General features: G+C 36.5%; 26 protein-coding genes. 12 read left to right on the top strand and 14 right to left on the bottom strand.

All coding sequences use genetic code 11. The features are described from left to right. Nucleotides 1–86 precede the first annotated feature (86 nt). Nucleotides 87–1,475, top strand: coding sequence for a DASH family cryptochrome (locus tag IV494_RS02800; RefSeq protein WP_196078642.1), 1,389 nt, complete (start codon nucleotides 87–89; stop codon nucleotides 1,473–1,475). 15 nt (nucleotides 1,476–1,490) lie between these two features. On the opposite strand, the gene IV494_RS02795 is transcribed toward IV494_RS02800, so the two are convergent. The 8 genes from IV494_RS02795 to msrB all read right to left on the bottom strand — a co-directional run bounded on the left by IV494_RS02795 (nucleotide 1,491) and on the right by msrB (nucleotide 6,211). After that, nucleotides 1,491–1,745, bottom strand: coding sequence for a DUF3253 domain-containing protein (locus tag IV494_RS02795; protein ID WP_196078641.1), 255 nt, complete (start codon nucleotides 1,743–1,745; stop codon nucleotides 1,491–1,493). A gap of 3 nt (nucleotides 1,746–1,748) precedes the next feature. Continuing rightward, nucleotides 1,749–1,958: a hypervirulence associated TUDOR domain-containing protein gene (locus IV494_RS02790; protein ID WP_196078640.1), complete on the bottom strand. Its 210-nt coding sequence runs from the start codon at nucleotides 1,956–1,958 to the stop codon at nucleotides 1,749–1,751. 25 nt (nucleotides 1,959–1,983) lie between these two features. Then, nucleotides 1,984–2,529: a GNAT family N-acetyltransferase gene (locus tag IV494_RS02785; protein ID WP_196078639.1), complete on the bottom strand. Its 546-nt coding sequence runs from the start codon at nucleotides 2,527–2,529 to the stop codon at nucleotides 1,984–1,986. Between the two features lie 61 nt (nucleotides 2,530–2,590). Next, complete coding sequence (locus IV494_RS02780) at nucleotides 2,591–2,953, bottom strand: nuclear transport factor 2 family protein (protein ID WP_196078638.1); 363 nt, start codon at nucleotides 2,951–2,953, stop codon at nucleotides 2,591–2,593. A 38-nt stretch (nucleotides 2,954–2,991) separates the two neighbouring features. Further along, nucleotides 2,992–4,035 carry a bifunctional transcriptional activator/DNA repair enzyme AdaA gene (locus IV494_RS14835; protein WP_196078637.1) on the bottom strand — a complete coding sequence of 348 codons (1,044 nt, stop codon included), beginning with the start codon at nucleotides 4,033–4,035 and terminating at the stop codon, nucleotides 2,992–2,994. Nucleotides 4,036–4,310: 275 nt separating this feature from the next. Further along, entirely contained in the window at nucleotides 4,311–4,910 is a 600-nt protein-coding gene (locus tag IV494_RS02770; protein ID WP_196078636.1) for a DUF2911 domain-containing protein, read from the bottom strand. Nucleotides 4,911–5,028: 118 nt separating this feature from the next. Beyond that, the gene (locus tag IV494_RS02765; protein ID WP_196078635.1) at nucleotides 5,029–5,604 is read right to left on the bottom strand and encodes a fasciclin domain-containing protein; all 576 of its coding nucleotides are present in this window, start codon (nucleotides 5,602–5,604) and stop codon (nucleotides 5,029–5,031) included. Between the two features lie 76 nt (nucleotides 5,605–5,680). Then, on the bottom strand, nucleotides 5,681–6,211 hold the full coding sequence (msrB, locus tag IV494_RS02760; RefSeq protein ID WP_196078634.1) for a peptide-methionine (R)-S-oxide reductase MsrB: 531 nt from the start codon (nucleotides 6,209–6,211) through the stop codon (nucleotides 5,681–5,683). A gap of 91 nt (nucleotides 6,212–6,302) precedes the next feature. On the opposite strand from msrB, the gene IV494_RS02755 reads away from it, so the two are divergent. Together IV494_RS02755 and IV494_RS02750 are read left to right on the top strand one after the other, a co-directional pair. Further along, nucleotides 6,303–6,878: an RNA polymerase sigma factor gene (locus IV494_RS02755; RefSeq protein ID WP_196078633.1), complete on the top strand. Its 576-nt coding sequence runs from the start codon at nucleotides 6,303–6,305 to the stop codon at nucleotides 6,876–6,878. A gap of 2 nt (nucleotides 6,879–6,880) precedes the next feature. Continuing rightward, nucleotides 6,881–7,657, top strand: coding sequence for an anti-sigma factor (locus tag IV494_RS02750; RefSeq protein ID WP_196078632.1), 777 nt, complete (start codon nucleotides 6,881–6,883; stop codon nucleotides 7,655–7,657). A gap of 93 nt (nucleotides 7,658–7,750) precedes the next feature. Here IV494_RS02750 and IV494_RS02745 read toward each other — a convergent pair whose 3' ends face one another. From IV494_RS02745 to IV494_RS02720, 6 genes are all read right to left on the bottom strand, one after another. Continuing rightward, nucleotides 7,751–8,392: an ABC transporter ATP-binding protein gene (locus IV494_RS02745; RefSeq protein WP_196078631.1), complete on the bottom strand. Its 642-nt coding sequence runs from the start codon at nucleotides 8,390–8,392 to the stop codon at nucleotides 7,751–7,753. Between the two features lie 4 nt (nucleotides 8,393–8,396). Then, nucleotides 8,397–9,935, bottom strand: a complete 1,539-nt coding sequence (locus IV494_RS02740) for an ABC transporter permease/substrate-binding protein (RefSeq protein ID WP_196078630.1) — start codon at nucleotides 9,933–9,935, stop codon at nucleotides 8,397–8,399. Nucleotides 9,936–10,028: 93 nt separating this feature from the next. Then, on the bottom strand, nucleotides 10,029–10,742 hold the full coding sequence (locus tag IV494_RS02735; protein ID WP_196078629.1) for a YqjF family protein: 714 nt from the start codon (nucleotides 10,740–10,742) through the stop codon (nucleotides 10,029–10,031). 109 nt (nucleotides 10,743–10,851) lie between these two features. Continuing rightward, complete coding sequence (gene carB / locus IV494_RS02730; protein WP_196078628.1) at nucleotides 10,852–14,037, bottom strand: carbamoyl-phosphate synthase large subunit; 3,186 nt, start codon at nucleotides 14,035–14,037, stop codon at nucleotides 10,852–10,854. Nucleotides 14,038–14,039: 2 nt separating this feature from the next. Beyond that, nucleotides 14,040–15,128 carry a carbamoyl phosphate synthase small subunit gene (locus tag IV494_RS02725; RefSeq protein WP_196078627.1) on the bottom strand — a complete coding sequence of 363 codons (1,089 nt, stop codon included), beginning with the start codon at nucleotides 15,126–15,128 and terminating at the stop codon, nucleotides 14,040–14,042. Between the two features lie 155 nt (nucleotides 15,129–15,283). After that, nucleotides 15,284–16,180, bottom strand: coding sequence for an aspartate carbamoyltransferase catalytic subunit (locus IV494_RS02720; RefSeq protein ID WP_196078626.1), 897 nt, complete (start codon nucleotides 16,178–16,180; stop codon nucleotides 15,284–15,286). A 228-nt stretch (nucleotides 16,181–16,408) separates the two neighbouring features. On the opposite strand from IV494_RS02720, the gene IV494_RS02715 reads away from it, so the two are divergent. The 9 genes from IV494_RS02715 (at nucleotide 16,409) to IV494_RS02675 (ending at nucleotide 26,170) form a co-directional block, all read left to right on the top strand. Next, nucleotides 16,409–16,825 carry a transposase-like zinc-binding domain-containing protein gene (locus IV494_RS02715; RefSeq protein ID WP_196078625.1) on the top strand — a complete coding sequence of 139 codons (417 nt, stop codon included), beginning with the start codon at nucleotides 16,409–16,411 and terminating at the stop codon, nucleotides 16,823–16,825. Between the two features lie 150 nt (nucleotides 16,826–16,975). After that, entirely contained in the window at nucleotides 16,976–18,295 is a 1,320-nt protein-coding gene (locus tag IV494_RS02710; protein WP_196078624.1) for a hypothetical protein, read from the top strand. A gap of 144 nt (nucleotides 18,296–18,439) precedes the next feature. Then, nucleotides 18,440–19,987, top strand: coding sequence for an MFS transporter (locus tag IV494_RS02705; protein WP_394368399.1), 1,548 nt, complete (start codon nucleotides 18,440–18,442; stop codon nucleotides 19,985–19,987). 45 nt (nucleotides 19,988–20,032) lie between these two features. Next, entirely contained in the window at nucleotides 20,033–20,260 is a 228-nt protein-coding gene (locus IV494_RS02700; protein WP_196078622.1) for a DUF6814 family protein, read from the top strand. Nucleotides 20,261–20,323: 63 nt separating this feature from the next. Then, nucleotides 20,324–20,518 carry a hypothetical protein gene (locus IV494_RS02695; protein WP_196078621.1) on the top strand — a complete coding sequence of 65 codons (195 nt, stop codon included), beginning with the start codon at nucleotides 20,324–20,326 and terminating at the stop codon, nucleotides 20,516–20,518. After that, entirely contained in the window at nucleotides 20,511–23,210 is a 2,700-nt protein-coding gene (locus IV494_RS02690; RefSeq protein WP_196078620.1) for an ATP-binding protein, read from the top strand. The genes IV494_RS02695 and IV494_RS02690 overlap by 8 nt, the downstream gene beginning before the upstream one ends. A 28-nt stretch (nucleotides 23,211–23,238) precedes the next feature. Next, nucleotides 23,239–23,685, top strand: coding sequence for an IS200/IS605 family transposase (tnpA, locus tag IV494_RS02685; RefSeq protein ID WP_196078619.1), 447 nt, complete (start codon nucleotides 23,239–23,241; stop codon nucleotides 23,683–23,685). A 126-nt stretch (nucleotides 23,686–23,811) separates the two neighbouring features. Beyond that, nucleotides 23,812–24,183 carry a response regulator transcription factor gene (locus tag IV494_RS02680; RefSeq protein ID WP_196078618.1) on the top strand — a complete coding sequence of 124 codons (372 nt, stop codon included), beginning with the start codon at nucleotides 23,812–23,814 and terminating at the stop codon, nucleotides 24,181–24,183. Between the two features lie 85 nt (nucleotides 24,184–24,268). Further along, on the top strand, nucleotides 24,269–26,170 hold the full coding sequence (locus tag IV494_RS02675; RefSeq protein WP_196078617.1) for an AMP-binding protein: 1,902 nt from the start codon (nucleotides 24,269–24,271) through the stop codon (nucleotides 26,168–26,170). The last annotated feature ends 80 nt before the right edge of the window (nucleotides 26,171–26,250 follow it).

The following is a 26,250-nucleotide window of genomic DNA, read 5'->3' as shown; positions in this document are numbered from 1 at the left end:
GGAAATAGCATAAAAATTGATTGACTCTCCCGTAATTTTAAAAAATGTGTAAAAGAATTCTTGTTTAGTTATTAATTTTATTTTCAATGAAAAGAGGTTTGGTTTGGTTTAAAAATGATTTGCGCCTTCATGATAACGAAGCGCTTCATCATGCAATAATTGAGTGTGAGGAATTGGTTTTTTGCTTTTGTCTAGAACAACAATTATTTGCAAAATTGGATTTAGGTTTTCGAAAAGCAGACATTAACCGTTTTAAATTTCTGGAACAATCTGTCCTGAATTTGCAGGAAAATTTAGAAAAAATTGGTGGCCATCTTTTGATCGGGGAAGAATCAGCCCTGAAAACTTTACCTCAATTAATTGAAGAATTTGAGATCACCGATCTTTACGCAGAAGAAGAATATTGCAGTGAAGAACTACATCTCATTTCGGAAGTTCAGAAAATATTACCCGCACTCAACTACCATTTTTACTGGGGAAAAACGCTTTATCACAAAAATGATATCCCTTTTGGAATTCCAGATATTCCTTTGACGAGCAAAGCTTATCGAATTCCGGCGGGTAAAGAATCTGAACCACGGAAAACCTTTAAAACTTCACAACAATTAAAGAGTTGTGAAAATGCAAAAAGCTCAAAATTCCCGTCCTACAAGAAGTATGGTTTTACAAAAAAAGAATATGATGATGCAGATCCATTTTTAGAAGGTGGCGAAACTTTGGCTTTGGAAAGACTTCAATATTATACTTTTAAATCAGAACTTTTAACTGGTTATCGCTGGACAAGAAACCGCTCGGAAGGTTTGGATTACAGCTCAAAATTTTCACCCTATCTGGCTTTAGGCTGTATTTCTCCGCGGGAAATTTATGAGACCGTGAAAGAATATGAACAAATGGTGACAAAAAATCAAAGTACGTGGTGGCTCATCTTCGAACTGGTTTGGCGGGATTATTTTACTTTTAAAGGAATGAAATTTGGGGATGAGATCTTTAAAACAAAAGGTTATAAAGACAAAGAAATTCCTTTTGAAAATGATCCGGAAAAATTTAAAAAATGGTGTGACGGAATGACGGGAATTCCTTTCATAGACGCACACATGAGACAATTGAATGAAACAGGTTACATGAGCAATCGAGGTCGTGTAAATTGTGCAAGTTATTTTGTAGTTGACTTAAACATCGACTGGACTTGGGGAGCAGCGTATTTTGAAAGTAAGTTGATCGATTACGACGTGACTTCAAACTGGATGAACTGGCATATGCAGGCTTTTGAGATTTATTACACAAATCCTGTCCATCAATCCAATAAATATAGAGCGCAGGATTACATCAGAAAATGGATCCCGGAATTAACAGATAAAAACGATATTGAAACCTTAATTCCGTGGGAATTTGATATTCCTGCTTACCCAAATCCCATTGAAGTTTATAAGAAATGGACCAGAGCGATCAATCTCATTCAAGAATTGAAGGATTGATTGAGTTAATGGGATTTATTTTTTTCGCAAACGAATTGGTCCTGTCAATTTTGAGGGTAATTCTTTTTTTTCAAAGCCTTTTTGCAGGACAATTAATTTCCCTTCGATCACTAATTCATCCGCAACTTTTCTAACCACATCCATTTTTTCTCGCCAGTCATCGGGGAATAATTCCCGTGCGACTTCCGACGGACAATAGGTTTTATCCAGACCGCGATCTTCCGCAAATTTGAGATGAAGCTTTTTTATTCGATCAGAATCCGTTACCATCGATCAGGCTTTTGTAACTTCACTTTCCAGTTTTAAAACTTTGTCGCCATCTTCCTGCTCGATGAGGAGAGCCTTATTGTCTTTCTCTCCTTTTCGCGTAATTTTCGAACCTTTGATGGTCTTATGAACTTCCTCAGTAAAGGTTTCAATCACTTTTCCTTTGGCACTTCCACTTCCCCATTTCCACTGCACAATTGTTCCTTTTTTGATCATCTTTAAATATTTAATTAAAGAGAATTTAATGCAAATTCTGTTTCAATTTCCAGTCTTCCTTTTTAATTTGAAAAACGGTATTGGTTTTTGAATCTTCTCCAAAATAAGCAACTTCTTCTTCACCTAAATTTTCTGCACCCAATTTATTCATCGCCTTTATAGAACGAATATTATCTTTCCCAACGTGAAAAATAACTTTATCGACGAACTGAAAAATATAATCCAGCATCATTTTTTTTACTCCCGCATTAATATTTTTACCCCAGGATTTAGTTCCGTAAAAAGTATATCCTATAAAAATACTGTTGTCATCTTCATTAAAATCATAAAATCTGGTACAGCCTAAAACTTCTTCCGTATGCTTATCGATGATCAAGAAAGCACCTTTACTTTCAAGTGCTCCTGCAAAAAAGTTTTCAAAAACTTCTCTCCTGTATCTTTCCTTGTTCGGATGCATTGCCCAAACTTCAGGATCTGAAGCGACATCAAAAAGCTCTTCGAAATCATGTTTTTCTAAAGGTACCAAATCGACATATTCGTTTTCCAGAGTCGGTTGTATTGAGAAATTCATAGCGTTAATTTTTTCAAAGATAAAAATTAGTTTTAGTTTACGTAATAATATTTTCTGAAAGTTAGCCGTGATAAACTCTGGAGAAAACGATCTTACCATTCTTTATTTCAAGGACCTCGCCGATCTGCATATCTTCTTCTCCCTGCACTTTTCGGGTATATTCCATAAAAACCTGATCGGAATCGGCAGTTAATTTATTGACTGAATATTGTAAAGTGGGCAATCGCTCAAAACAGTCTTTCCACCATTTTCTCAAAGATTCTTTCCCCCGAATTAAACCATTTGTTTCCGGTTCGCGGATTTTTAATTTCGGACTAAAATGTTCGGCATTGTCATCATATAATTCGAGCAGATCTTCTAAATTATGATCTTTGAATGCTTTGAACCAAAGTTTTGCTATATTTTTTAAATCTTCCGGATTCATAAGTTTAAATTTTTAATTGTCTTGAAAATCTTATCTATTTAGAAAAGAATCGCTTTTTCCAACTCCAGTAATTTTTGTTTGCGCCAAATTCCGCCGCCATAACCGGTTAAAGTTCCATTGCTTCCGATAACGCGATGGCAAGGAATAAGGATCGAAATTTTATTCATTCCGTTCGCGTTTGCGACGGCACGAACTTTTTTTGCATCTCCTAAAACTTCCGATTGTTTTCGGTACGTCCAGGTTTCGCCGTAAGGAATTTTCATTAAAGTTTTCCAGACAGATTTCTGAAATTCAGTTCCTACTGGAGAAAGTTGAACGGTAAATTCTGTTCTGTTTCCCTCGAAATATTCAGCAAGTTCTTTTTCTAAAGTTTTAAAATGAGGATTTTCGCCTTGAACGATGATTGCATTTAAGGATTTTGCCAGATCTTTGCATTCCATTTCCAGCATTTTTCGGTCGGTGAATTCGAGCATGCAAATTCCGTCTTCTGTTGCAGCAGCATACATTGTTCCGATGGGAGTTTCTATTCTTTTTAGATCGATAATTTTCTGGGTTTTTGAATTTTTCGGCGAAACTCCGAATATCGATTTGAAACTTTCATTAAAACCACTTAAACTATCGAAACCGCTGTCGTAAGCAGTGTCGATAATATTGTCACCTTGCTGTATTTTTTTGAAAGCTGTGTTTAGTCGAAACATTCTCTGAAAAGCTTGAAAGGTCATTCCGTGATTCTTCTGAAACCATCTTCTGATCGTTGCAGGTTCTAATCCACGTTCTACCAGATCTATATCTTTAAATCTTAAGGAAGGATCTTCCCGAAGCTCTTCTAAGATTTTCTGAATATATTCCGGTGTTTCATTTGGATTCTCTAAGGGTTTACAAACTTTGCACGGTCGATATCCTTTTAATATCGCCTCTTTTGCATTCTGAAAAAATTCTACATTTTCTGGTTTTGGCTTCCGGGCAGTACAGGTTGGTCTGCAAAAAATTCCGGTGGTTTTCACGCCCATCCAAAAAACACCTTCAAAATCCGGGTTTTTATTGAAGGAAGCTTGATACATGATGTCGTTTGAAAGTTGCATGTTGTAAATTTAAAGCAAATTTACTTGAGGTGAAATAAGAGCGCAACCGAAAAATAGACAAGTATTTTTATTTGCTGGACGCTTGATGCTGGATGCTGGAAGTTGGAAGTTGGATGTTGAGAACTAATTTTATTAGACGCACAATTCTTGCATCCCGGTTTGAACGAATCGCGATGTAAAACCTGCAGGATTGTAAGATCTGGTGCTTAAAAGACGAGACCCAAACAAAGCTTCATTATTTTCCAAAAAAAAAGTGAACCGAAGTTCACTTTAGATTATTTTTTAGCTGCAGCTTCTTTTTCAATCTGCTTGATATCGTTTAGTTTTTCGATAATTTTCAAAACTGTTTCAGGTTTTGCTTCTTTTATTGGAACCATCACTTGAGTCATGTCCCATTTCATAGCTAAATTGGTCGTGTGATCATCAACAGGCTGCAGAGAAATCTCGAAATATTCCTGCTTATCACCTAATTTTTGAACGGGAACAGTAACTTCGGCAATGTTCATTTTTTCGTTGTATTCATAAGCGCCCCACTGATCTGCTACAGAATTTAAGATGATCTTCCATTCTTTTTCCATCGGTACGGCAAACATACTGTAAGATCCAGCCATTACCATTTTTCCACCAAAATTTACATTTTGACCAAATGTGATTTTTGTCGCTGCATTTGCTCCAGCTCTCCAAACTTTATTCAAAGGAACAAGATCTCCGAATATTTTTCGGCCTTTAACGCCCGGTCTTCCATACTCCACTGTAATTTTGGAAAGAGAAAATTGTTGCTCTATCATTTGTTTAGGACTTGGTGCCGGAGTTGACCATTGTGAATAAGCAGTCACAGAAACCGCCAGAAATGCAGTAAAAAGTAATTTTTTCATATCAAATTTAATTTAGTTAAAGATAAGAAAAAGTGCAGATATGATATGCGTTTTAATAAAATAATAAAGCCACTTCAACCGAAATTGAAGTGGCCCCATTAAAAATAAAACTATGAAACTATGGCATTAAAACCGTATCGATTACGTGAATAACACCATTTGACTGATTAACATCTGCAATTGTAATTTTCGCAGAGTTTCCTTTTGCATCTTTTACATACATGTTTGCTCCTTTCATCCAGAAAGTTAATTCTTCGCCCTGAACTGTTTTTGCCATGTATTTTCCGCCGTTTTTCTTGATCCAGGTCATCAATTCTTTTGAAGAAATTTTTCCTGGTACGACGTGATAAGTAAGAATTTTAGTAAGCATTTCTTTATTTTCCGGCTTTACTAATGTTTCTACAGTTCCTGCAGGCAATTTAGCGAATGCTGCATTGGTTGGAGCAAATACTGTAAACGGTCCTTTACTTTCTAAAGTTTCTACTAAACCTGCTGCTTTTACTGCGGCAACCAAAGTAGTGTGGTCTTTAGAATTCATTGCATTTTCAACAATATTTTTAGAAGGGTACATTTGTGCTCCACCTACCATTACTGTCTTTTGTTTTTTTGCCATCATTTGTGCGTTGGCAGTGTTTCCGATTGCTAAAGTCATGGTTAGTGCTAAAGCAGCTGTTGTGATTTTTAAGAAGTTCATAATAAAAAATTTTAATGTTTATGTATAATTTGTTGTTGCTATAATTTACGAGACCAAATTTCCTTTGGATTTACTTTTATGATTTTTTTAACTTTTCGTATTCCAAAGCGATTGAATTCATACAGAATCTTTTTCTGGTAGGTTTTGGGCCATCATCGAAAACGTGACCTAAGTGAGCATCACATCTTCCGCAGCGTACTTCTGTTCTTACCATACTGAAAGATTCATCTCTTTTATAGATAACCGATTTCGGACGGATTGGTTCATAAAAACTTGGCCACCCGCACGTACTTGAAAACTTTGCATCTGACCGAAAAAGAGCATTTCCGCAAACTGCGCAATAATAAGTTCCTTTACCGTCGAACTCGTTATACTTACCGGTAAAAGCTGCTTCTGTATCACCCAATCTTGCAACCGAATATAAATCAGAGCTTAAAACCTTTTTCCAGGTTGAATTTGGAATTTTTAAAATTTGGGTATTGGTTCTGGAATAATAAGGATTCACAATACTTTTTCCGTTGACAACCTGCATTTTTTGCGCATTTGTCGTACTGAAAAGTACTGATCCCAATAATAGGAAAGCCGATATTTTGAGAATATTTTTCATAATTGATGATGTAATGAAAATTATTTACGACTATAAACAGAAATTGGTTTTGTTTTTGATTAAATACTTTTATATTTGCCCTTCCAACTTCATGAAAAAAGAATCCTTAAACACAGATCAACTTGTTTCCTTACTCTTGAGTAGGGATCAAAAAGGATTCAATTATTTATATGATAATTACTCACCTGCATTCTATGGGGTGATTTTTCGTATAGTGAAATATGAAGAGGAAGCTAATGAAGTTTTACAAGATACCTTTGTCAAAATATGGAATTCCATAACTTCGTTCGACCAAAATAAAGGCACACTTTATACTTGGATGCTTAATATTGCTCGAAATTCTGCAATCGACCGACTGAAATCTAAATCATTTCAGAACGATTTGCAAAACCAAAGCATTCCAGATTTCGTAGATGATAATAAGTCACTCTCTACGGAACAGAAACATGAGTTCCAGGAAGTAGAGAAATTAGTGAACACATTGAGGTCGGACTACAGTATTTTGATCAACAAAGCTTATTTTGGAGGTTTCACGCAGGAAGAAATTGCAGAACAACTCGGTATTCCTTTAGGAACCGTAAAAACAAGAACAAGAGCAGCTTTACTAGAATTAAAAACAGTTTTGAGAGATTTTCAATTTGTTATTTTATTTTTTTTACTTAAATAATAGTGGATATTAAAAATTACATATCATCAGGAGTTATAGAAGATTACGTTTTGGGAAATTGTTCTCAGGAAGAATCCTCGATTCTAGAATGCGTGATGGCCAATAATCCAGAAGTTAAAACTGCCGTATTGGAATACCAACGAATTTTAGAAGAATTTGCGACAAAAACCGCGATCACCCCACCAAATCACATTAAATTGGAATTGCTGAAAAAGTTAGATTTTTCGGCGCCAAAAGAAATGAGTGGAAAAATAATTCCGCTTCAGACCAATCGTGTTGAGCAAAAAACAAGTTATCAGATCCCAACTTGGATTAAGGTCGCTTCAGTTGCTGTTCTTTTTGGGTTAGGATTTTTGGGATACGAAGTGAATTCGAAAAACACGGAACTCGAGCAAATTGCTCAAAATAATACCGTTCTTGCAACGAAAGTTACCAATTTAGAGGAAATGAATTCGATGATGCAAAACTCTGTTAAGATCGAACTTAAAGGAGTTGCCAATCATCCAAATATGCTGGCCGACGTTTATTGGCACACTTCTAAAAAGGTTTTCCTGGAAATAAAAAACTTACCTGCAGCGCCAAGTGGTAAACAATATCAACTTTGGGCGATTGTTGACGGGAAACCTGTAGACATGGGAATGTATAGTGCGAATAAATCTTCTACCATTCAGGAAATGAAATCGGTAACTAATGCAAAAGCGTTTGCAATAACCCTTGAAAAAGAAGGTGGAAATCCTACTCCAACAATGGATGAAATGTATGTGATGGGTACAATTTAATGAGAAAATTTTTTAAAAATATAAAAGCGAAGATTTGTTCTTCGCTTTTTTTTTATCAGGAAATCTCAATGATGAAATTTCTCTGAAAGCTTTTTATAATTGCAAGATGTTCGTTGATAAAACTTCGGCTTCCTGTTTAGAGTGCGTTACCATAACAAAAGTAGTTTTCAATTTTTCGTGGATGTCTCTTACTAAAAGCTGTAATTTGTCACGCGTTTCACTATCGAGGGCTGAAAAAGGCTCATCCATCAAAACGATTTTTGGGTCGTGTGCAATTGCTCGGATAATTCCTACGCGTTGTTTTTGTCCACCACTAATTTCATCCGGGAATTTTTTTAACAGATCTTCTTTCAACCCAACTAAATGCAGCAGATCTGCAATTTTATCTTCGCAAAAAGCATCAGATTTTTTCAATAGTTTCAAGCAGTAGATCATATTCTGGAACACCGTTAAGTGCGGAAATAAGGAATTTCCCTGTAAAACATAACCCATTTCTAATCGCTTCTGAATTAAATTTTCTGCGTTAAGAATCTCACCATCAATTTTGATCAAACCACTTTCCGGTGTTAAAAGTCCATTGATAATACGCAGTAAAGTTGATTTTCCGCTTCCGCTTTCACCCAAAATGCAGGTAAAACTTCCTTTCTCAAAATCTGCAGAAAAGTTATTTAAAATTTTTTGTGAACCGTAAAAGAAATTGATATTTTGAACTGAAATTACCGCTTTGTTTTCCATTCTTTTAGTTTAAAGTTTTTAGGAAATTTTTTGCCACTTCTGCCGGACTTTTCTTTTCAATCTCAACTTCATAATTGAGCTGCTGCATTTTTTCGGTCGAGATTTTAGTCTGAAGTTTATTCAAAAGAGTTTCGATTTCGGGATATTTTTCTAAAATCTCCTGACGAATGACAATCCCGGCTTCATAGCTTGGAAAATAATTTTTATCATCTTTTAAAACTTTAAGATTCAAATTTTTAATCTGTGCATCGGTTGTGAATACATCAACTGCGTTTATTTTTCCTTCCTCAAAAGCTTTGTACCGAAGATTGATATCCATTTCCTCTAATTTTTTAAATTGAAATGGATACAATTTTTTCAACCCTGGAAAAGCGTCACTTCTTTCAAAAAAATCGAATTCTGCTCCAAAAGTATAGTCGTTGCTTTTCAATGCAAGTTCTGTGTAAGTAAGGATATTATTTTTCTGAGAATCATTTTTACTGATCGCCAAACCATAGGTATTATTGAAACCTAAAAGTCCGAGCCATTTTAATTTGAACTTATTTTGATAAGTTTTATTTAACTCCTCAAAATTGATCAGGTGATTTTCCGGCAGCTTTTCCTTTAAAACATTGAGCCAGGCTGTTCCCGTGTATTCCACATAAACATCTAAATCTTTAGATAGCATTGCGGGATGAATATTCGTTGTTCCACCTCCAATTCCGAATTTTCGGATCACTTTTATATCGGAATTTGCTTCAATCTCCTGCGCGATTATTTCGCCTAAAATAAACTGTTCACTTGTAGGTTTTGAAGCTACGACGATGGTTTTGGAATTACTTGAACTTAAAGGATTTAAATAAAATAAAGCGGCGATCGTAAAAATTAAAACCAAAAGACTTGGAAAAACAATTCTATTTTTTTGCTTTCTCGTAGCATTTTTTGAAATTACTCTTTGAAAACTATTGTCTTTTTCAAAAACTCCGATCCATTGATCGCCCAAAATTGCAAAGAGGGAAATACCGAGAGATCCTGTGACAATTAAACCAGTATTCATCGTATTCAAACCACGAAAAATTGCTTGTCCAAGGCCACCCGCACCTATTAATGCAGCCAAACCAGTCAATGCCACAATCATTACTACTGTAATTCTTAAACCCGATAAAATAGAAGGTAGGGCGAGCGGAAAATAAATGTTTTTGAAAACCTGAAATGGTGTTGAACCTAAACCTTGCGCTGCTTCTACCAGTTGCGCGGGAACTTCCTTTAAACCGCTGAACGTGCTTCTTACCATTGGTAGTAAACCGTATAAAACCAGGACGATCAAAGCATTATTTAAACCGATTCCAACAATGGGAATCAGCAAACCAAACATCGCGATGGAAGGAATGGTGTAGAGAAAATTAATTAAAGGAAGAATTACTTTCCGGCTTTTCGTAGAATAAAAGACAAAAATACCGAGCGAAATTCCAAGAAAAGTCACGGCTAAAAGCGAACCCAGGGAAAGCAGCAAATGCTCTGCGGCGAGATTAAGATAATAAATTCGGCGTTCCCAGAAATCCATTGATATAATTTCATACAAGGTAAAAATTATATTTTTTGTAGGCAATAAAAATTCGCTGTATGCTATTCTAATTTATAGGTGAGTTTGACCGATTTACAATTTAATTTTTCGTTTATCTTCAATACTTATTTTTGAACCCACTGCGAGAAATACAGAAGTTGGTTTTAAGTCCTTGATGAATGCGAATTCTTTTCCATAAACTTCCTCAATGTTAATCGTAGAATTATTGCTGGTCACTTCATATTGTTGCCATCTTGGATGCGTGACCTGATATTCGATCGTTTCGTGATCACTCACTTTGTTATACCCAAAATAATGTTCAGTGATAAATTCAGCTTCAGAACCAATTTCAATTGCAATCGGACCCTTATTAGTTTCAACCTGAATCGTGTTCCATTTCTCATTGACTTTCCATTGATAGATGAATTCGCGGGAATTGTCATTGACTTTCAATGTATGTTTCATCGGAAAAGTCTCATAATGTTCGTTGTAGAAAGTATTTGCTATGAACGAGATCGCAAATTTTGGAACAATTTCGCTGATGAAAACCGCACCTCTTTTCCACGCACCATTTTCAAAACGTCTTACATAGAATCTTAGATTAACTTCTTCAAAATCGGTATGAAATGGAATTTTCAATCCTAAAACTTTCACGTTTTCAAAAAGAAATCCGATAAAACTCACGTAACATTTGCCTTCGAAAAAATCGAGTTCAGTTCCGGCCGGAACATATTTTTCCAGAATTTTGGGTTCGACTACGTAATTGATCATGGCTAAATTATTCCATTCGGCGGTGAGAAAACTCATGTTGTGTTGAATTATTTGTTGCTAGTAAATTTAAACATAAAAAAACCTTCAGGAATTAAAATCCTGAAGGTTTAAACGTGACATTTATTAGGTCAATATGCAAAAATATTTACATCTGTTCCATTTTAAAACTCATGCTTTCAATCACTTTTAAAATCGCTTCCACCGTGTCCATTGAAGTTAAACATGGAACACCATTTTCAACCGAAGTTCGACGGATTTGGAAACCGTCTCTTTCGGACTGTTTTCCTTTGGTCATGGTATTTACAATGTACTGAACTTTTCCGGTTTGAATGAGATCGATCAGATTAATCTCTGGATTTTCTTCAATTTTATAACCGATTTTTGTACGAACGCCGTGTTCTTCAAAATAATTGGCAGTTCCTTCGGTTGCCCAAATTCTAAATCCAATTTCCTGAAATCTTCTGGCCAGTTCACAAGCTTCTGCTTTGTGTTTGTCAGCAACGGTAAAAAGAATCGCGCCGTGTAATGGAACTTTTCTTCCTGAACCGATCAAACCTTTGTAAAGGGCTTTTTCTAAGGTTGTGTCTTTTCCCATCACTTCTCCAGTGGATTTCATTTCCGGGCCGAGAGAAATATCTACTCTCGTTAATTTTGAAAAAGAGAAGACCGGAACTTTTACAAAAACTCCGTCTTTAACCGGCGCTAAACCGTTTTTGTAACCGAGATCTTTTAATTTTTGTCCGAGGATCACTTTAGTAGCCAAATTCGCCATCGGAATTTCTGTAATTTTCGATAAAAAAGGTACTGTTCTACTCGATCTGGGATTCACTTCAATCACGTAAACGTTTCCTTCAAACAAAACATATTGAATATTCATTAGACCAATGATATTTAAACCTTTCGCCAGTCTTTCGGTATAATCTACCAAAGTTGCAATTTGTTCAGGATTAATATTTTGGGGCGGATAAACGGCGATCGAATCTCCGGAGTGAACTCCTGCTCTTTCGATATGCTCCATAATTCCTGGGATCACAACCGTTTCACCATCGGAAATGGCATCAACTTCAACTTCTTTACCAGTTAAATATCGGTCAATCAAAATTGGATGTTCTGAATTCTCTTTCACCGCATTGGTCATATAATGCGCGAGTTCTGCATCATCATAAACGATTTCCATGGCTCTTCCTCCCAAGACATAACTTGGACGAACCAAAACCGGGAATCCAATTTCGTTTGCAATCACCAAGGCTTCTTCTTTCGTAAAACAGGTTTTCCCCAAAGGTTGCGGAATTCCCATTTCCTGAAGTGCGGATTCAAATTTATTTCTGTTTTCAGCGCGATCAAGATCTTCAAGAGAAGTTCCCAAAATTTTCACGCCGTGTGCTGCTAATTTGTCTGCTAAATTAATGGCGGTTTGTCCACCAAACTGTACTACGACGCCTTTTGGTTTTTCGAGTTCGATAATGTTCATGACATCTTCCTCCGTCAAAGGTTCGAAATATAACTTATCGGAAATGGAAAAATCTGTAGAAACAGTTTCCGGATTATTATTAATGATGATCGCTTCGTAACCCATTTCTTTGATCGCCCAAACCGAGTGAACCGTGGCGTAATCGAATTCTACCCCTTGTCCAATTCGAATTGGTCCAGAACCCAAAACGATGATTTTTTCTTTATCAGAAGGCACACTTTCGTTTTCCTCTTCATATGTTCCGTAGAAATACGGAGTTTCACTTTCAAATTCTGCCGCGCAAGTATCAACCATTTTGTAAACCGGCATAACTCCATTATTCTTTCTATATTCAAAAATTTCTTTTTGATTAGAATCCCATAAAGTAGCGATACTCATATCTGAAAACCCTAATTTTTTGGCTTCCAGTAAAGTTTCTTTGTCGAATTTATTTTCTGCGATAACCTTTTCAAAATCGATGAGTTTTTTAATTTTCCAAATGAAGAATTTATCGATCTTGCTCCACTCTACTATTTTTTCCCAGTCGTAACCTCTTCGTAAAGCATCACCAATAATGAATAAACGCTCATCATCACAAACTCGGATTCTTCTTTCGATTTCTTCGTCGGTTAAAGCTGCAGCGTCTTTTGATTTTAAACCAATATGTCTTAAACCTGTCTCCAAAGAACGGATGGCTTTCTGCAAAGATTCCTCAAAATTTCTACCGATCGCCATGACTTCTCCAGTCGCTTTCATTTGTGTTGAAAGCCGTCTGTCAGCAGTTTCGAATTTATCAAAAGGGAAACGCGGGAATTTCGTTACGACATAATCCAAAGCCGGTTCGAAACATGCGTAAGTTTTTCCTGTAACGGGATTCATAATTTCATCTAGAGTTAAACCAACTGCGATCTTAGCAGCAATTTTAGCAATTGGATAACCGGTTGCTTTACTCGCCAAAGCCGATGAACGCGAAACTCTAGGATTAACTTCGATGATATAATAATTGTAAGAATGAGGATCCAAAGCCAACTGAACATTACAGCCACCTTCAATTCCTAAAGCACGAATAATCTTTAAGGAAGAATTACGCAACATTTGATATTCTCGGTCAGAAAGCGTTTGCGAAGGCGCAACGACAATCGAATCTCCAGTGTGAATTCCTACCGGATCGATGTTTTCCATATTACAAACGACAATTGCATTGTCGTTTTTGTCGCGCATTACTTCATACTCGATTTCCTTATATCCAGCGATGGATCTTTCAACCAAACACTGACGAACCGGACTATATTTCAATCCAAAACTGGTGATCTCTTTCAATTCTTCTACAGAATTGGCAATTCCACCACCGGTTCCACCCATCGTAAATGCGGGACGAACTATTAGTGGGAATCCAATTTTTTCCGCGAATTTTAAAGCACCTTCAACATCATTTACAATATCAGAATCTGGAACTGGTTCGTTTAACTCGTGCATTAAGTTTCGAAATAAATCGCGGTCTTCAGCTTGGTTAATGGCTGAAAGTTTGGTTCCTAAAACTTCCACTTTACATTCATCTAAAATTCCAGAATTCTGTAATTCTACAGCCATGTTTAATCCAGTTTGTCCACCCAGAGTTGGTAAAAGCGCATCTGGACGTTCTTTACGAATAATATGACTTACGAATTCCAGAGAAATCGGTTCTATATATACTTTATCGGCAATTTCTACATCAGTCATGATGGTTGCCGGATTTGAGTTGATGAGAATTACTTTGTAGCCTTCCTCTCTTAATGATAAGCAAGCCTGAGTTCCTGCGTAATCAAATTCTGCGGCTTGTCCGATTATGATGGGACCACTTCCTATTACTAAAATTGTTTTTATATCTGTACGTTTTGCCATCTTTAATTCAATACTTTTTTAGATTTAAATTCCTCCATTAACTCAATAAATTCATCAAACAAATAATTCGCATCTTCCGGTCCTGGACTTGCTTCCGGGTGATATTGCACAGAAAAACATGGATGAATTTTGTGTTTTAAACCTTCATTAGTTCTGTCGTTTAAAGCGATATGTGTTTCTTCTAAATCGGTGTTTTTTAAAGATTCCTGATCAACAGCATAACCGTGATTTTGAGAAGTAATAGCGACTTTATTTTTCTTGAGATCTAATACCGGGTGATTTCCGCCGCGATGTCCAAATTTCAACTTAAAAGTTTTCGCGCCACACGCCAAACCGATGAGTTGATGTCCCAAACAAATTCCGAAAACTGGAACTTTACCAAGGATATTTTGAATCATTTCAATGGCTCCTTTTACATCTTCCGGATCACCGGGACCGTTGGAAAGCATGACGCCGTCGGGATTGATCAACAGAATTTCTTCAGCCGTTGTATCTTGTGAAACTACGGTTACATCGCAATCTCTTTGGGTAAGTTCGCGTAAAATTCCTGATTTTGAACCATAATCTACCAAGACCACTTTCAAACCTCGTCCCGGACTTGCATAAGCCTTTTTTGTAGAAACCTGGGCGACCTGATCGGTTGGGAAATCGGTGGATTTCAAACTTTCTATGACTGAATTTTCATCAGCATCTTCCGCAACGATTTTTCCTTTTACAACACCTGAATTTCGAAGAACCCTTGTCAATCTTCTGGTATCGATCCCAGAAATTCCGGAGAGATTTCTCTTTTGAAAAAATTCATCCAGATCCATTTGAGTTCGGAAGTTGGAAGGAAAATCACACACTTCTTTTACAATTAAACCTTTGATGGCAGGTTCGATACTTTCGTAATCATCGCGGTTAATTCCGTAATTTCCGATGAGCGGATAGGTCATACAAACGATTTGTCCACAATAGGAAGGATCTGATATCAATTCCTGATAACCGGTCATTCCGGTGTTGAAAACGACTTCGCCTTCAATGTCCTGATCGGCACCGAAACCTTTGCCGTGGAAGACTTCGCCGGATTCTAATACTAATTTCTTTTTCATTTTTACTTTTTATCTCTACTTTTAAACCACTCCGTCAAAAACTCTTTCACTTTTTCTGACAGTTTAGTACTTAAGTGGCCTTTAATTCTTTAATTAAAATAAGTCGCTCGAAAAAACACTTGGCTCTTCTAACTTTTTACTTGGCTCTTTTCGAATTACTCAAACTCAAAACCTTTTGCTTCCAAAGCTGTTTTCAAAATGGCCATTCTCGCGAAAACGCCGTTTTCCATTTGTTTGAAAATTCGGGAACGTTTGCATTCTACCAGTTCGTCATCGATCTCCACTCCTCTATTGATCGGTGCTGGATGCATAATGATCGCATTTTTTTTCATTGCTTTTTCACGCTCTTTGGTTAAACCAAATTTTCGGTGGTATTTTTCGGGAGACAATTTGAGTTGTTCGTCACTTTCGTGTCTTTCGTACTGAATTCTCAACAACATCAAAACATCAACTTCTTTTACCAGATCGTCAATGGCAAGATAAGTTCCGTTGATGATTGCTCCTTCGTCGAACCATTGTTCAGGTCCGGAGAAATAAACTTTAGCACCTAATTTTCTTAATACTTCTGCGTTTGAGTTTGCAACCCGACTGTGTTTTACATCACCAACAATTCCTACTTTTAATCCCTCAAATTTTCCGAATTCCTGTTGAATCGTCATGAGATCGAGCATATTTTGGGAAGGATGATTTCCTGTTCCATCGCCACCATTAATAATAGAAATGTCAATTCCTTTGAACTCATCATAAAATTTTTCTTTTTTATGACGGATCACGCAAAGATCAATTCCGATACTTTTTAATGTTTTCACGGTGTCATACAAAGATTCTCCTTTATTTACCGAGCTTGCAGTGATGTCAAAGGGAACGACATTTAAACCCAATTTTCTTTCGGCAACATCGAAACTAGTTTTTGTTCGTGTGCTGTCTTCAAAAAAAAGATTGGCAACATAAATCTCAGTTTTAGCTTTAAGGACTTTACCTTTTGAAAATTCGTTGGCTTCCTGAAGCAACTTGTTAATTTTCTCAACGGACAGATCAGATGTTCTAAGCATAATTTTAGTTTTTAAATCAAAAAAAAACGAAGCCAAAACGGCTTCGTTATCAATAAATATCGTGATTATTGGCATCGCTGCCTTTATGTAAATTGTCTAATGGAAATATTCTTTTCATTAGATGCAAAGATAGAATTTTATTTCAAAAGTCACAATATTTAAAATAAGTTAAACTATTAAATTTTAAAGTTTGCTAATTTAATATATCTTTGCTAAAAAGATATAGTTATGCCAAATTCCTGTCCTAAATGTAAAGAGAAAAACATTGTAAAAAGTGGTATCATCAATGAAAGACAGCGATTTTTTTGTAAGGACTGCAACTACTATTTCACTGTGAAAAAATTAGGCAAACAAATCGATGATTATGTTGTTACCAAAGCGCTTCAACTCTATCTGGAAGGATTAAGTTATCGCGAAATTGAGCGGATCATTGGTGTTTCTCACAACACGGTGAGCTCCTGGATCAAAAAGTATAATATTACAAGACCGCCACACTCTGACTTTCATCCGGTCTATAAAGTTTTCAAACATACCGAGCTTTTGGAATACATGTCAAAAGAAGAAAATATAAAAGGCTCAGGTCTTGTCATCACTGAGTTTGGTGATAAATATATGATGATCAAATGGGAGCGGTTTAAAAAATAAAATCAATCTTATTCAGGAGTATTTTCTTCACCTTTAAAAATCTATTTTCAAAAACTATAGTCAGACCACTGATATATATTAAATTTCTTCAGGTAAATTTTTAGTTTCAATTTCGTTTCTACAAAAAAACAAACTAAAAATTATAAAACTATGAAGAAAACTACTATTTCATTGGGAATTGTTTCTTTTCTATTATTTTCCGGAAAATTAGTTTCACAGGTTACCCCTTCAAATGAAGATCTATTAAAAAGAATCGAAGCGTTAGAAGCTGAGAAAGCTAAACCGAAAGAATGGGACGCTTCATTATACGGCTGGGTTCGAACAGAATATAATTTTGACAGCAGACAATCGGCTTATTCGCGGGAATTTCAACTGAATCTTTATCCACTCGATGAGAAATTAGATGCGAACGGAAAAGATATCAATGCAGCCGGAGGAAGTAATTTTTTAGCAATCACGTCCAGAGTCGGAATCAGGTTTAGAGGTCCAGATGTTTGGGGTGCAAAAGCTACAGGAAATATTGAAGCCGATTTCTTCGGAAATACAGAACTCAACAAAACTTCGGGCGGAAGCGGAAGTACTGGATTAATGAGACTTCGCCATGCTACAGCGACTTTAACATGGCCAAAAACAGCAGTTACTTTCGGACAAACATGGTATCCTTCTGTTATTCCTGATGTTTTCCCCGGAGTTGCGAACTTTAATTCTGGAATTATTTTTAACCCATTTGGTTGGGCAGGTCAAGTTAAAGTTGCTCAAAAACTAACACCAGAATTAACTTTAAGTATTGTCGCATACAAAGACCGGGAATTTCAGACTGCCAATGCAACAGGCGCTTCTGCGAACAGCGCGACCTTCAATTCTTCTATTCCGACGTTCCACGGACAATTACAATACAAAACAAAAACAATTACGACCGGAGTTGGTGCAGAATACCAATCTTTGAAACCGGTTATTGAATCGGCAGGTTTAGTTTCCACCGAAAAAGTAAATTCTGAGATGTTTTTCGGATATTTTAAATATGCGAACGATAAGATCATCACCAAATTATATGGAATTACTGGTGGAAATCTGAATCATCTGGTAATGCTTGGAGGTTTCGCAGGTTATACAGAACCCAACGGACAGGAATCTTACAAACCAACCAAGACCTCTGCTTTTTGGGTTGATGTTGCAAGTGCAAATTCGAAAATTGCTCCGGGAGTTTTCTTTGGTTATACCAAAAATTCGGGAGTTGATGCTGGTTTTAAAAATCTTTACGTGAGAGGTTCTTCTGGACCAAGAATCCTTGATGCGGTTTGGCGCGCCTCTGCGAGAGTCGAATTCAAACAAAATAAATTTAATATCGCACCGGAAATCGAATATACCGCAGCAAAATGGGGCGATACAAATACAGAAGCTAAAGCTGAAAATAATAGTAAAGATGTCGGAAACTTGCGCGCTATGGTGAGAGTGATGTATTCATTCTAAAAAAATTAAGGTCAAGCGCACTATAACTCATAAATATTAAAAAACAAAAACAAATAAATTATGGCCAAAAAATTTAATACGCAGGAAGAGCATGATGCTTATGTTGCGGAGAGAAAAAAGAACAAAACGATTTGGGGTGTCATCATGGCCTCCTCACTCGGAACACTGATCGAGTGGTATGACTTCTACATTTTCGGAAGTTTAGCGGTGGTTTTAGCCACAAAATTTTTCCCGGCAGATAATCCGACTGCGGCCTTCTTATCTACGCTTGCAACTTTTGCTGCAGGATTTGTAGTAAGACCTTTCGGCGCATTATTCTTCGGAAGACTGGGAGATATCATCGGTAGAAAATATACGTTTCTGGTAACACTTTTGATCATGGGATTCTCAACTTTCCTGATCGGTTGTGTGCCAGAATATGAAACGATCGGTTACGCTGCACCGGTTTTGGTTTTAATCCTAAGACTTTTACAAGGTTTAGCATTAGGTGGAGAATATGGAGGTGCTGCAACTTATGTTGCCGAATATTCACAACCACATCGACGTGGATACTGGACTTCCTGGATTCAAACGACTGCGACTTCAGGTTTATTTATTTCACTGATCGTGATTTTGGTAACTAAAACTTCGCTTTCTCCGGAAGAATTTGACAGTTGGGGTTGGAGAGTTCCATTCTGGATCTCTATTTTAATGGTTGGTGTTTCTTATGTGATCCGTCGAAACATGGCAGAATCACCACTTTTTGCCAAAGCGAAAAAAGAAGGAAAAACTTCTAAAAATCCTTTGAAAGAAAGTTTTGGAAATAAATTTAATTTCAAATTTGTATTGCTTGCTTTATTTGGAGCCGTAATGGGACAGGGAGTTATTTGGTACACCGGTCAATTCTACTCCATGAGTTTTATGCAGAAAGTAATGAATATTGAATCTGCACAAGTTGATACGATGATGGCTTTAGCACTTTTTGTAGCAACGCCATTGTTTGTACTTTTCGGTTGGCTATCTGATAAAATCGGTCGTAAACCAATTATGATGATCGGGATGTTGTTAGCAATTATCGCTTACCGACCAATCTATAAAGCAATGTATAATTCGGTACACATCGAAAGTAAAGTAGTTGCTAAAAACGGATTAACAGAAAAGAGAACGGTAAAAGTTCACGCAAAGATTTCGACAGACAGCTTGATCACGTTCCATCAGGAAAAAGTATTTACAGACGGAACGGTAATGAAAAAAGACAGCATCGTACATTGGGCAGCAGCCGGACCAATCATAGTCAACGGAAAACCTGAAGCACCGCTTATTAAGACGGCGATTACGGTAAATCCGGACACCAGATGGTTGCTCATTATGCTGGTATTTATACAGGTTGTTTTTGTAACGATGGTTTACGGACCAATTGCAGCTTTCTTAGTTGAAATGTTCCCACTCAAAATTCGCTATACTTCGATGTCATTGCCTTATCATATTGGAAATGGGGTGTTTGGAGGATTACTTCCTGCAGTTGCAACGTATCTCGTCGTGTCAGGAAAAGATGCCGGACATTCAGAATGGTATCTCGAAGGATTATGGTATCCGATCGTAGTTGCGGGAGTCTGTTTGATCATCGGAACCCTTTATTTAAAAACAAAAAATAAGAGTTTAGAAGAAGATGAATTGGTTGAAGAAACACCGGCGGAAAATCCAGTTGTTTAAATCACATCATCTCTCAAATTTCATTAACTTTAAAAAACAAAAAAAATGGATCAAGTAAAAAAAATATTAGGAATTGTCTGGTTAATTTTAGCTTTGGTAGTCGCCTATTACGGGTTAACTGTTTTCGGAATCCCAAAAATAATGTCTGACAAACAGGAAGATCATGTTTTCGGCTGGATCATCCTCACCGTACTGATGCCGATCATCGTCGGTGGTTTAGGGATTTTCGGTTGGTATTCCTTCAAAGGCGAATATTCTGACAAAAATATGTAGTCTTGAAAAAGTTTGAAAAGCAGCGGGAAATACGTTTCCCGTACTTTTCTTTTAATTACCAAAATGAAAAAAAGACATCAACAAAAACTGGTTATTTTAAGTATTGCATTGTTTATTTTATTCAATGCGCCGATTTTGCTTTTGTTTAACAGCGGTCAAAATTTTCTGGGATTTCCCATTATTTACGGCTACATTTTTATCGTTTGGACGCTTTCAGTTCTCAGTTCCTTCATCATTTTCAAAAAATTTCATGAATAGTTATTTGCTTTTCGCACTGGTTGTACTCTACTTGGGACTTCTGTTCTTCATTGCACATTTTGCAGAGAAGAAGAGAAGCAATTTTTGGGTGAACAATCCTTACGTTTATGCCCTGTCTTTGGCAGTTTACTGTTCAGCCTGGACTTATTATGGAAGTATTGGTGTTGCAGCAAATCAAGGTCTTGAATATATGGCGATTTACATCGGACCGATCATTATTATTCCCGCCTGGATCTATATTAGTACAAAAATCATCAGAATTTCCCGGGTAAATAAAATAAGCAGTATCGCAGATTTTATTTCATTAAGGTATGGAAACAGCCGTTCATTATGCGCATTGATCGCCTTAGTTTGTATGATTGCGATTGTTCCCTACATCAGTTTACAGATCAAAGCGATTTCCGAAACGTTCCATTTAATTACAGAAACCGGTCAATCCGATAATATTCTTTTTGACTCAGCAACTTATGTAGTTTTAATTATCGCCCTATTTTCCTCTTATTACGGAACAAAATATGTGGATGCCTCTGAAAAAAGACTCGGAATTATCTCCGCAGTTGCAGTAGAAAGTTTTTTGAAATTAATTTTCTTCATCATCTTAGGAATCTTCGTTGTTTATGGCGTTTTCAATGGTTTCGAAGATATTTATACGCAAGCTTCAAAATTACCGGATTTCGCAGCCAAAAACACTTTCAATGGTTTGGAAGGAGGTTTCAATTGGTTTTTAATGTCGATGCTTTCCATGTCTGCGATTTTTCTTTTACCGAGACAGTTTCACACTGCGATCATTGAAAACAGAAAGGAAAAGCACCTTCGAACAGCAATTTGGCTTTTTCCGCTTTATTTATTGATCTTCAACTTTTTTGTCTTCCCAATTGCGTGGGGTGGAAAAATTTTATTTCTGAATGAAAATGTAAATGCAGAACTCTACTCTATTTTAATTCCGCAAAAGTTCGGAAATACATTTATTGCCGTAATGGTTTTTTTTGGAGGATTAAGTGCCTGCATTTCGATGATCATTATTTCAAGTATTTCCCTTTCGATCATGCTGTCAAATAACATCATCATTCCTTACGGATGGCTGGATAAATTTAAAATTAATTCAGATGTTGATAACACTAAAAGTATTGTTAACATTAGAAAAATCAGTATTTTTCTATTGATAATTACCGGATATATATTTTATAAATATTTAATATTAAGCAAAAGTTTATTCAGTATTGGCTTAGTATCTTTTGTTCTGATTGCGCAATTGGCACCTTCCTTTTTTGGAGCAATTTTCTGGCGTCGGGGAACTTATTCAGGTTCACTGGTTGGAATTTTATCTGGAATATTGATCTGCTTTTTGGGATTGGTATTGCCAAGTTTTTCAGAAAATTATGTTCAAAGCAGCTTTTATAACAGCAGTTTCTTCACCTTCTTTTCAATACCTTATTTGTCTCCTATTTCACAAATTTTCTTCTGGAGTTTCTTCGTAAATGTTTCCTTGTTCACTTTAATTTCAACAAATACGCTTGCCAATTATCGGGAACGAAACTATGCAGAATTGTACGCTGATATCGATGATTATATTCAGAATCACGAAAACGCTTATATCTGGAAAGGAACGGCGAACATTTCGGATATCAAAAAGATCTTGGTCAAATTTTTGGGCGACAAAAAAACGCAGCAAGCTTTGAAAATATTTAATTTAAAGTATAATATTACCGACGAAAATGACACCGCAGATTCCAGATTCATCAAATTTTCAGAAAACCTTCTAAGCGGCAGGATCGGCACTGCTTCTGCGAAAATTTTAATTGAAGGCGTAACCAAAGAAGATAAAATTTCTCTTCCGGAAGTTTTGAAAATATTAGAGGAATCAAAGGAAAATATTTCTCTCAACAAACAATTGAGCGAACAATCAAGTCAGCTTTTAAAACTTTCAGATGAATTACAAAATGTGAATGAACATCTGGTTGTAAAAGATCAGCAAAAAGATGAATTTTTAGACACTGTCGCTCATGAACTTCGAACTCCGATTACTGCAATTCGTGCAACAAGTGAAATTTTGCTGGATGATGAAGATATGCCGCCAGAATTAAAGAAAGACTTTCTGGAAAACATCATTTCAGAATCTGATCGTTTAACTGAAATAATCAATGATATTCTCTACTTGGATAAACTGGAAAGCGGAACAATTTCATTAAATATTAAAGAAAACAACATCGTTGAAACTTTTAAAAAATCCCTGAAACCTTTAATTCATCTCTTCGAAAAAAGACATCTTCATCATTCAGAAGTTCATCTTTTAGAGAATGAAATTTTCGAATATGACGAACTAAGGATGATCCAGGTATTGCAAAATATTTTAGGAAATGCTCTGAAATTTACAAACGATCAGGGAATGATCCAAACAAAATTTCAGGAAAAAGATGGTCAACTGAAAATTTCCATCTTCAATACCGGAAAAACGATTCCGGAAGAAGATGTGGAGTTCATATTTGATAAGTTTTATCAGTCAAAAAATCAAAACCTTCGCAAACCCGTTGGAAGCGGATTAGGTTTAGCGATTTGTAAAAAAATCATGATTGCGCAAAATGGCGACATTGAAGTAAAAAATAAAGAAATCGGAGTAACATTTGAGATTTTCTTACCAATTAAAGAACATCATAATGAACTCGAAGAGTTCAACAACAATAGCCGTATGTGAAACTTACGGAAAAAATGATCAAAAAAAAATGTCACCCTACACCCAAATATATTATCACATCGTATTTTCTACAAAACATAGAAAACCGACCCTCAATTCTGAACACGAAGACGAATTGTATAAATATATCTGGGGAATTATTAAAAACAAAAAATGCAATATATACAGGATTAATGGGATGTCGGATCATCTCCATATTTTCACCAGTTTACATCCAACCGTTCGACTGAGCGATCTGGTAAAAGACATTAAAGTTGCCAGTAATCTTTGGATGAAAGAAAGCGGATTATTTCAAGATTTCGAAGAATGGCAGGAAGGTTATGGCGCATTTACCTATTGCATAAGAGATAAAGAGTTGATTATTAATTATATTAAAAATCAAAAAAAGCATCACCATGATGAAAATTTTGAATCCGAATACCGGAGATTATTGTTGGAAAATGAAATTGAATTTGATGAAAAATATTTTTTATAAACCTAGTCCGTAAGTTTCACATACGGCAAAGAAATTCGACCGCTTCGCGGTCGCCCAAAAGAACAAAGAACGCAAAGCGTTCAACAATAATAACTGTAGGAGAAACCTACGGCAAATGAAAAAAACATGAAAAAAATATTAATCGCCGACGATGAACACAAAATCATCATGACCTTGGAATACGCATTTAAGAAAGCAGGTTATGAAGTTTTTATCGCCAGAGACGGTTCCGAAGTTTTGGAACTGTTGAAAACAGAAATTCCCGATATGATTTTATTGGACATTATGATGCCCAATGTTGATGGTTACACCACGCTTTCAGAAATAAAAAAAGATAAAAACCTGAGTGGAATTAAAGTCATTTTACTTTCCGCAAAAAGTGGCGAAGCAGACATTAAAAAAGGGCTGGAACTTGGCGCAGATGATTACATAACCAAACCTTATTCAATAAAAAAACTCACAGAACGGGTTGAAGAACTTTTGACAGATAAGAACTAAATAATCGAAAATAAGCAATAAATAAAACTCAATTTTGGGAATTTAGACTAAAACCTAAAAACCCACTACCTAAAACCTAAATATCATGAACGCAGATCAAATGTTTAAAGAAAGTATTACCCACAAAGAAAAATTCTGGGCAGAACAGGCAGAACAAATTGAATGGTTTAAAAAGCCCAAACATATCTTAACCGACGACGACGAAAATTACCCAACTTGGTTTGCAGACGGTGAATTAAATACCTGTTTTCTGGCAGTTGATAAACACGTAAATGATGGATTTGGCGATCAGGTTGCCATTATTTACGATTCTCCGGTAACGAACAGAATCATCAAATATACGTACAGCCAAGTTTTGGAGCACGTTTCAAAATTTGCGGGAGGACTGAAAAAATTAGGTTTAGAAAAAGGTGATACCGCGATTATTTACATGCCGATGATCCCGGAATCTGTATTTGCCATGTTGGCTTGTGCAAGATTAGGCGTTACACATTCCGTTGTTTTTGGCGGATTTGCGCCGCAGGAATTAGCCATCAGAATAGACGACTGTAATCCGAAAGCGATTATCACCGCAAGTTCCGGAATGGAAGTTTCCAGGAGAATTCCGTATTTGCCTTTCGTGAAAGAAGCAGTTTCGATGTCTGAACATCAACCAGAACACATCGTGGCTTTTGATCGTAAATTATTAGGAAATCGGGTTGATTTTAAAAATGATTCTTCGTTAGTTGATTTTGAAAAGTTAATGACCGAATCAGAAGCAACCGAGTGCGTTTCCGTAGAATCTACGCATCCTTTGTATATTTTGTACACTTCTGGAACGACTGGAAAACCGAAAGGAGTTGTCCGCGATAATGGTGGTCACGCTGTTGCCATGAAATTTTCAATAAAAAATATTTACGGTGCAAATGAAGGCGAAACTTTTTGGGCCGCTTCTGACATTGGTTGGGCAGTTGGCCACAGTTACTCGGTTTATGGTCCTTTGATCAATAGAAATACGACCGTAATTTTTGAAGGAAAACCAATCGGAACTCCGGATGCAGGAACTTTTTGGCGCGTGATCGAAGAGCATAAAGTATCCATCATGTTTACGGCTCCAACTGCAATTCGTGCTATTAAAAAAGAAGATCCTGAAGGAAAACTAGTCAAGAAATATGATTTATCGTCTTTACGAACGCAGTTTTTGGCTGGCGAAAGATGTGATGTCGCAACTTTGGATTGGTATGAAGAATTTGTGGGAGTTCCTGCAATTGATCATTGGTGGCAAACAGAATCAGGTTGGCCGATGTTGGGATTAATGCCGGGAGTTGAAGATGTTAAAATTAAAAGAGCCTCGGCTGGAAAACCGATTCCAGGTTATGATATTAAAATTTTCAGCGAAGAAGGTTATGAACTCGAACCGCATCATGAAGGATATTTGGTAATCAAACTTCCTTTAGCGCCTGGAGCAATGATGGGAATTTGGGCCGATCCGGAACGTTTTAAATTTGGATATTTATCCAGATTCCCCGGTTATTATTTTTCCGGTGACGGTGCAATTAAAGATGAAGACGGTTATGTATTCGTGACCGGAAGAGTTGATGACGTCATCAATGTCGCAGGTCACCGACTTTCTACAGCGGAAATGGAAGAAGTGGTTTCTGCTCACAAAGAAATCGCAGAATGTTGTGTGGTTGGAATTGATGATGATTTGAAAGGTCAGATTCCTTTTGCCATCGCGGTTTTAAAATCAGGTTCCGAAGCGGATGAGAAAACTTTGGAGAAGGATCTTGTTTTATTGGTTCGCGAAAAAATCGGCGCCGTGGCGTGCATGAAAAATGCTTTGGTGGTGAACCGTTTACCGAAAACACGATCTGGGAAAATATTGAGAAAACTGATTCGGACGATGTTGGATGGAAAGGAATATCAAATGCCGTCGACGATTGATGATGAAAGTGTTGTAGAGGAATTGCAATTGAAAATGGATGAATATAAAAAGAAGTATTTGTAAATTGTTGTGTCAAATTGCGGGAAATATTTTAACGCAAAGACGCAAAGAAACATTTTATTATGCTTCATAAAATTACGGAC

It is taken from the genome of Kaistella gelatinilytica (genome assembly GCF_015679325.1).
Taxonomy (GTDB): Bacteria; Bacteroidota; Bacteroidia; order Flavobacteriales; family Weeksellaceae; genus Kaistella; species Kaistella gelatinilytica.
Note: the sequence above shows the minus strand (reverse complement) of the source record. Positions and strands in the feature narration are given on the sequence as shown.

Coding starts and splice junctions, on each gene's coding strand:
- IV494_RS02795 (WP_196078641.1), bottom strand. CDS start 1,745: ATGGTAACGGATTCTGATCGAATAAAAAAGCTTCATCTCAAATTTGCG.
- IV494_RS02675 (WP_196078617.1), top strand. CDS start 24,269: ATGAACGCAGATCAAATGTTTAAAGAAAGTATTACCCACAAAGAAAAA.
- IV494_RS02780 (WP_196078638.1), bottom strand. CDS start 2,953: ATGAATCCGGAAGATTTAAAAAATATAGCAAAACTTTGGTTCAAAGCA.
- IV494_RS02800 (WP_196078642.1), top strand. CDS start 87: ATGAAAAGAGGTTTGGTTTGGTTTAAAAATGATTTGCGCCTTCATGAT.
- IV494_RS02745 (WP_196078631.1), bottom strand. CDS start 8,392: ATGGAAAACAAAGCGGTAATTTCAGTTCAAAATATCAATTTCTTTTAC.
- IV494_RS02790 (WP_196078640.1), bottom strand. CDS start 1,958: ATGATCAAAAAAGGAACAATTGTGCAGTGGAAATGGGGAAGTGGAAGT.
- IV494_RS02680 (WP_196078618.1), top strand. CDS start 23,812: ATGAAAAAAATATTAATCGCCGACGATGAACACAAAATCATCATGACC.
- IV494_RS02715 (WP_196078625.1), top strand. CDS start 16,409: ATGCCAAATTCCTGTCCTAAATGTAAAGAGAAAAACATTGTAAAAAGT.
- IV494_RS02725 (WP_196078627.1), bottom strand. CDS start 15,128: ATGAAAAAGAAATTAGTATTAGAATCCGGCGAAGTCTTCCACGGCAAA.
- tnpA (WP_196078619.1), top strand. CDS start 23,239: ATGTCACCCTACACCCAAATATATTATCACATCGTATTTTCTACAAAA.
- IV494_RS02770 (WP_196078636.1), bottom strand. CDS start 4,910: ATGAAAAAATTACTTTTTACTGCATTTCTGGCGGTTTCTGTGACTGCT.
- IV494_RS02690 (WP_196078620.1), top strand. CDS start 20,511: ATGAATAGTTATTTGCTTTTCGCACTGGTTGTACTCTACTTGGGACTT.
- IV494_RS02755 (WP_196078633.1), top strand. CDS start 6,303: ATGAAAAAAGAATCCTTAAACACAGATCAACTTGTTTCCTTACTCTTG.
- IV494_RS02785 (WP_196078639.1), bottom strand. CDS start 2,529: ATGAATTTCTCAATACAACCGACTCTGGAAAACGAATATGTCGATTTG.
- IV494_RS02720 (WP_196078626.1), bottom strand. CDS start 16,180: ATGCTTAGAACATCTGATCTGTCCGTTGAGAAAATTAACAAGTTGCTT.
- IV494_RS14835 (WP_196078637.1), bottom strand. CDS start 4,035: ATGCAACTTTCAAACGACATCATGTATCAAGCTTCCTTCAATAAAAAC.
- carB (WP_196078628.1), bottom strand. CDS start 14,037: ATGGCAAAACGTACAGATATAAAAACAATTTTAGTAATAGGAAGTGGT.
- IV494_RS02705 (WP_394368399.1), top strand. CDS start 18,440: ATGGCCTCCTCACTCGGAACACTGATCGAGTGGTATGACTTCTACATT.
- IV494_RS02740 (WP_196078630.1), bottom strand. CDS start 9,935: ATGGATTTCTGGGAACGCCGAATTTATTATCTTAATCTCGCCGCAGAG.
- IV494_RS02700 (WP_196078622.1), top strand. CDS start 20,033: ATGGATCAAGTAAAAAAAATATTAGGAATTGTCTGGTTAATTTTAGCT.
- IV494_RS02765 (WP_196078635.1), bottom strand. CDS start 5,604: ATGAACTTCTTAAAAATCACAACAGCTGCTTTAGCACTAACCATGACT.
- IV494_RS02695 (WP_196078621.1), top strand. CDS start 20,324: ATGAAAAAAAGACATCAACAAAAACTGGTTATTTTAAGTATTGCATTG.
- msrB (WP_196078634.1), bottom strand. CDS start 6,211: ATGAAAAATATTCTCAAAATATCGGCTTTCCTATTATTGGGATCAGTA.
- IV494_RS02735 (WP_196078629.1), bottom strand. CDS start 10,742: ATGAGTTTTCTCACCGCCGAATGGAATAATTTAGCCATGATCAATTAC.
- IV494_RS02710 (WP_196078624.1), top strand. CDS start 16,976: ATGAAGAAAACTACTATTTCATTGGGAATTGTTTCTTTTCTATTATTT.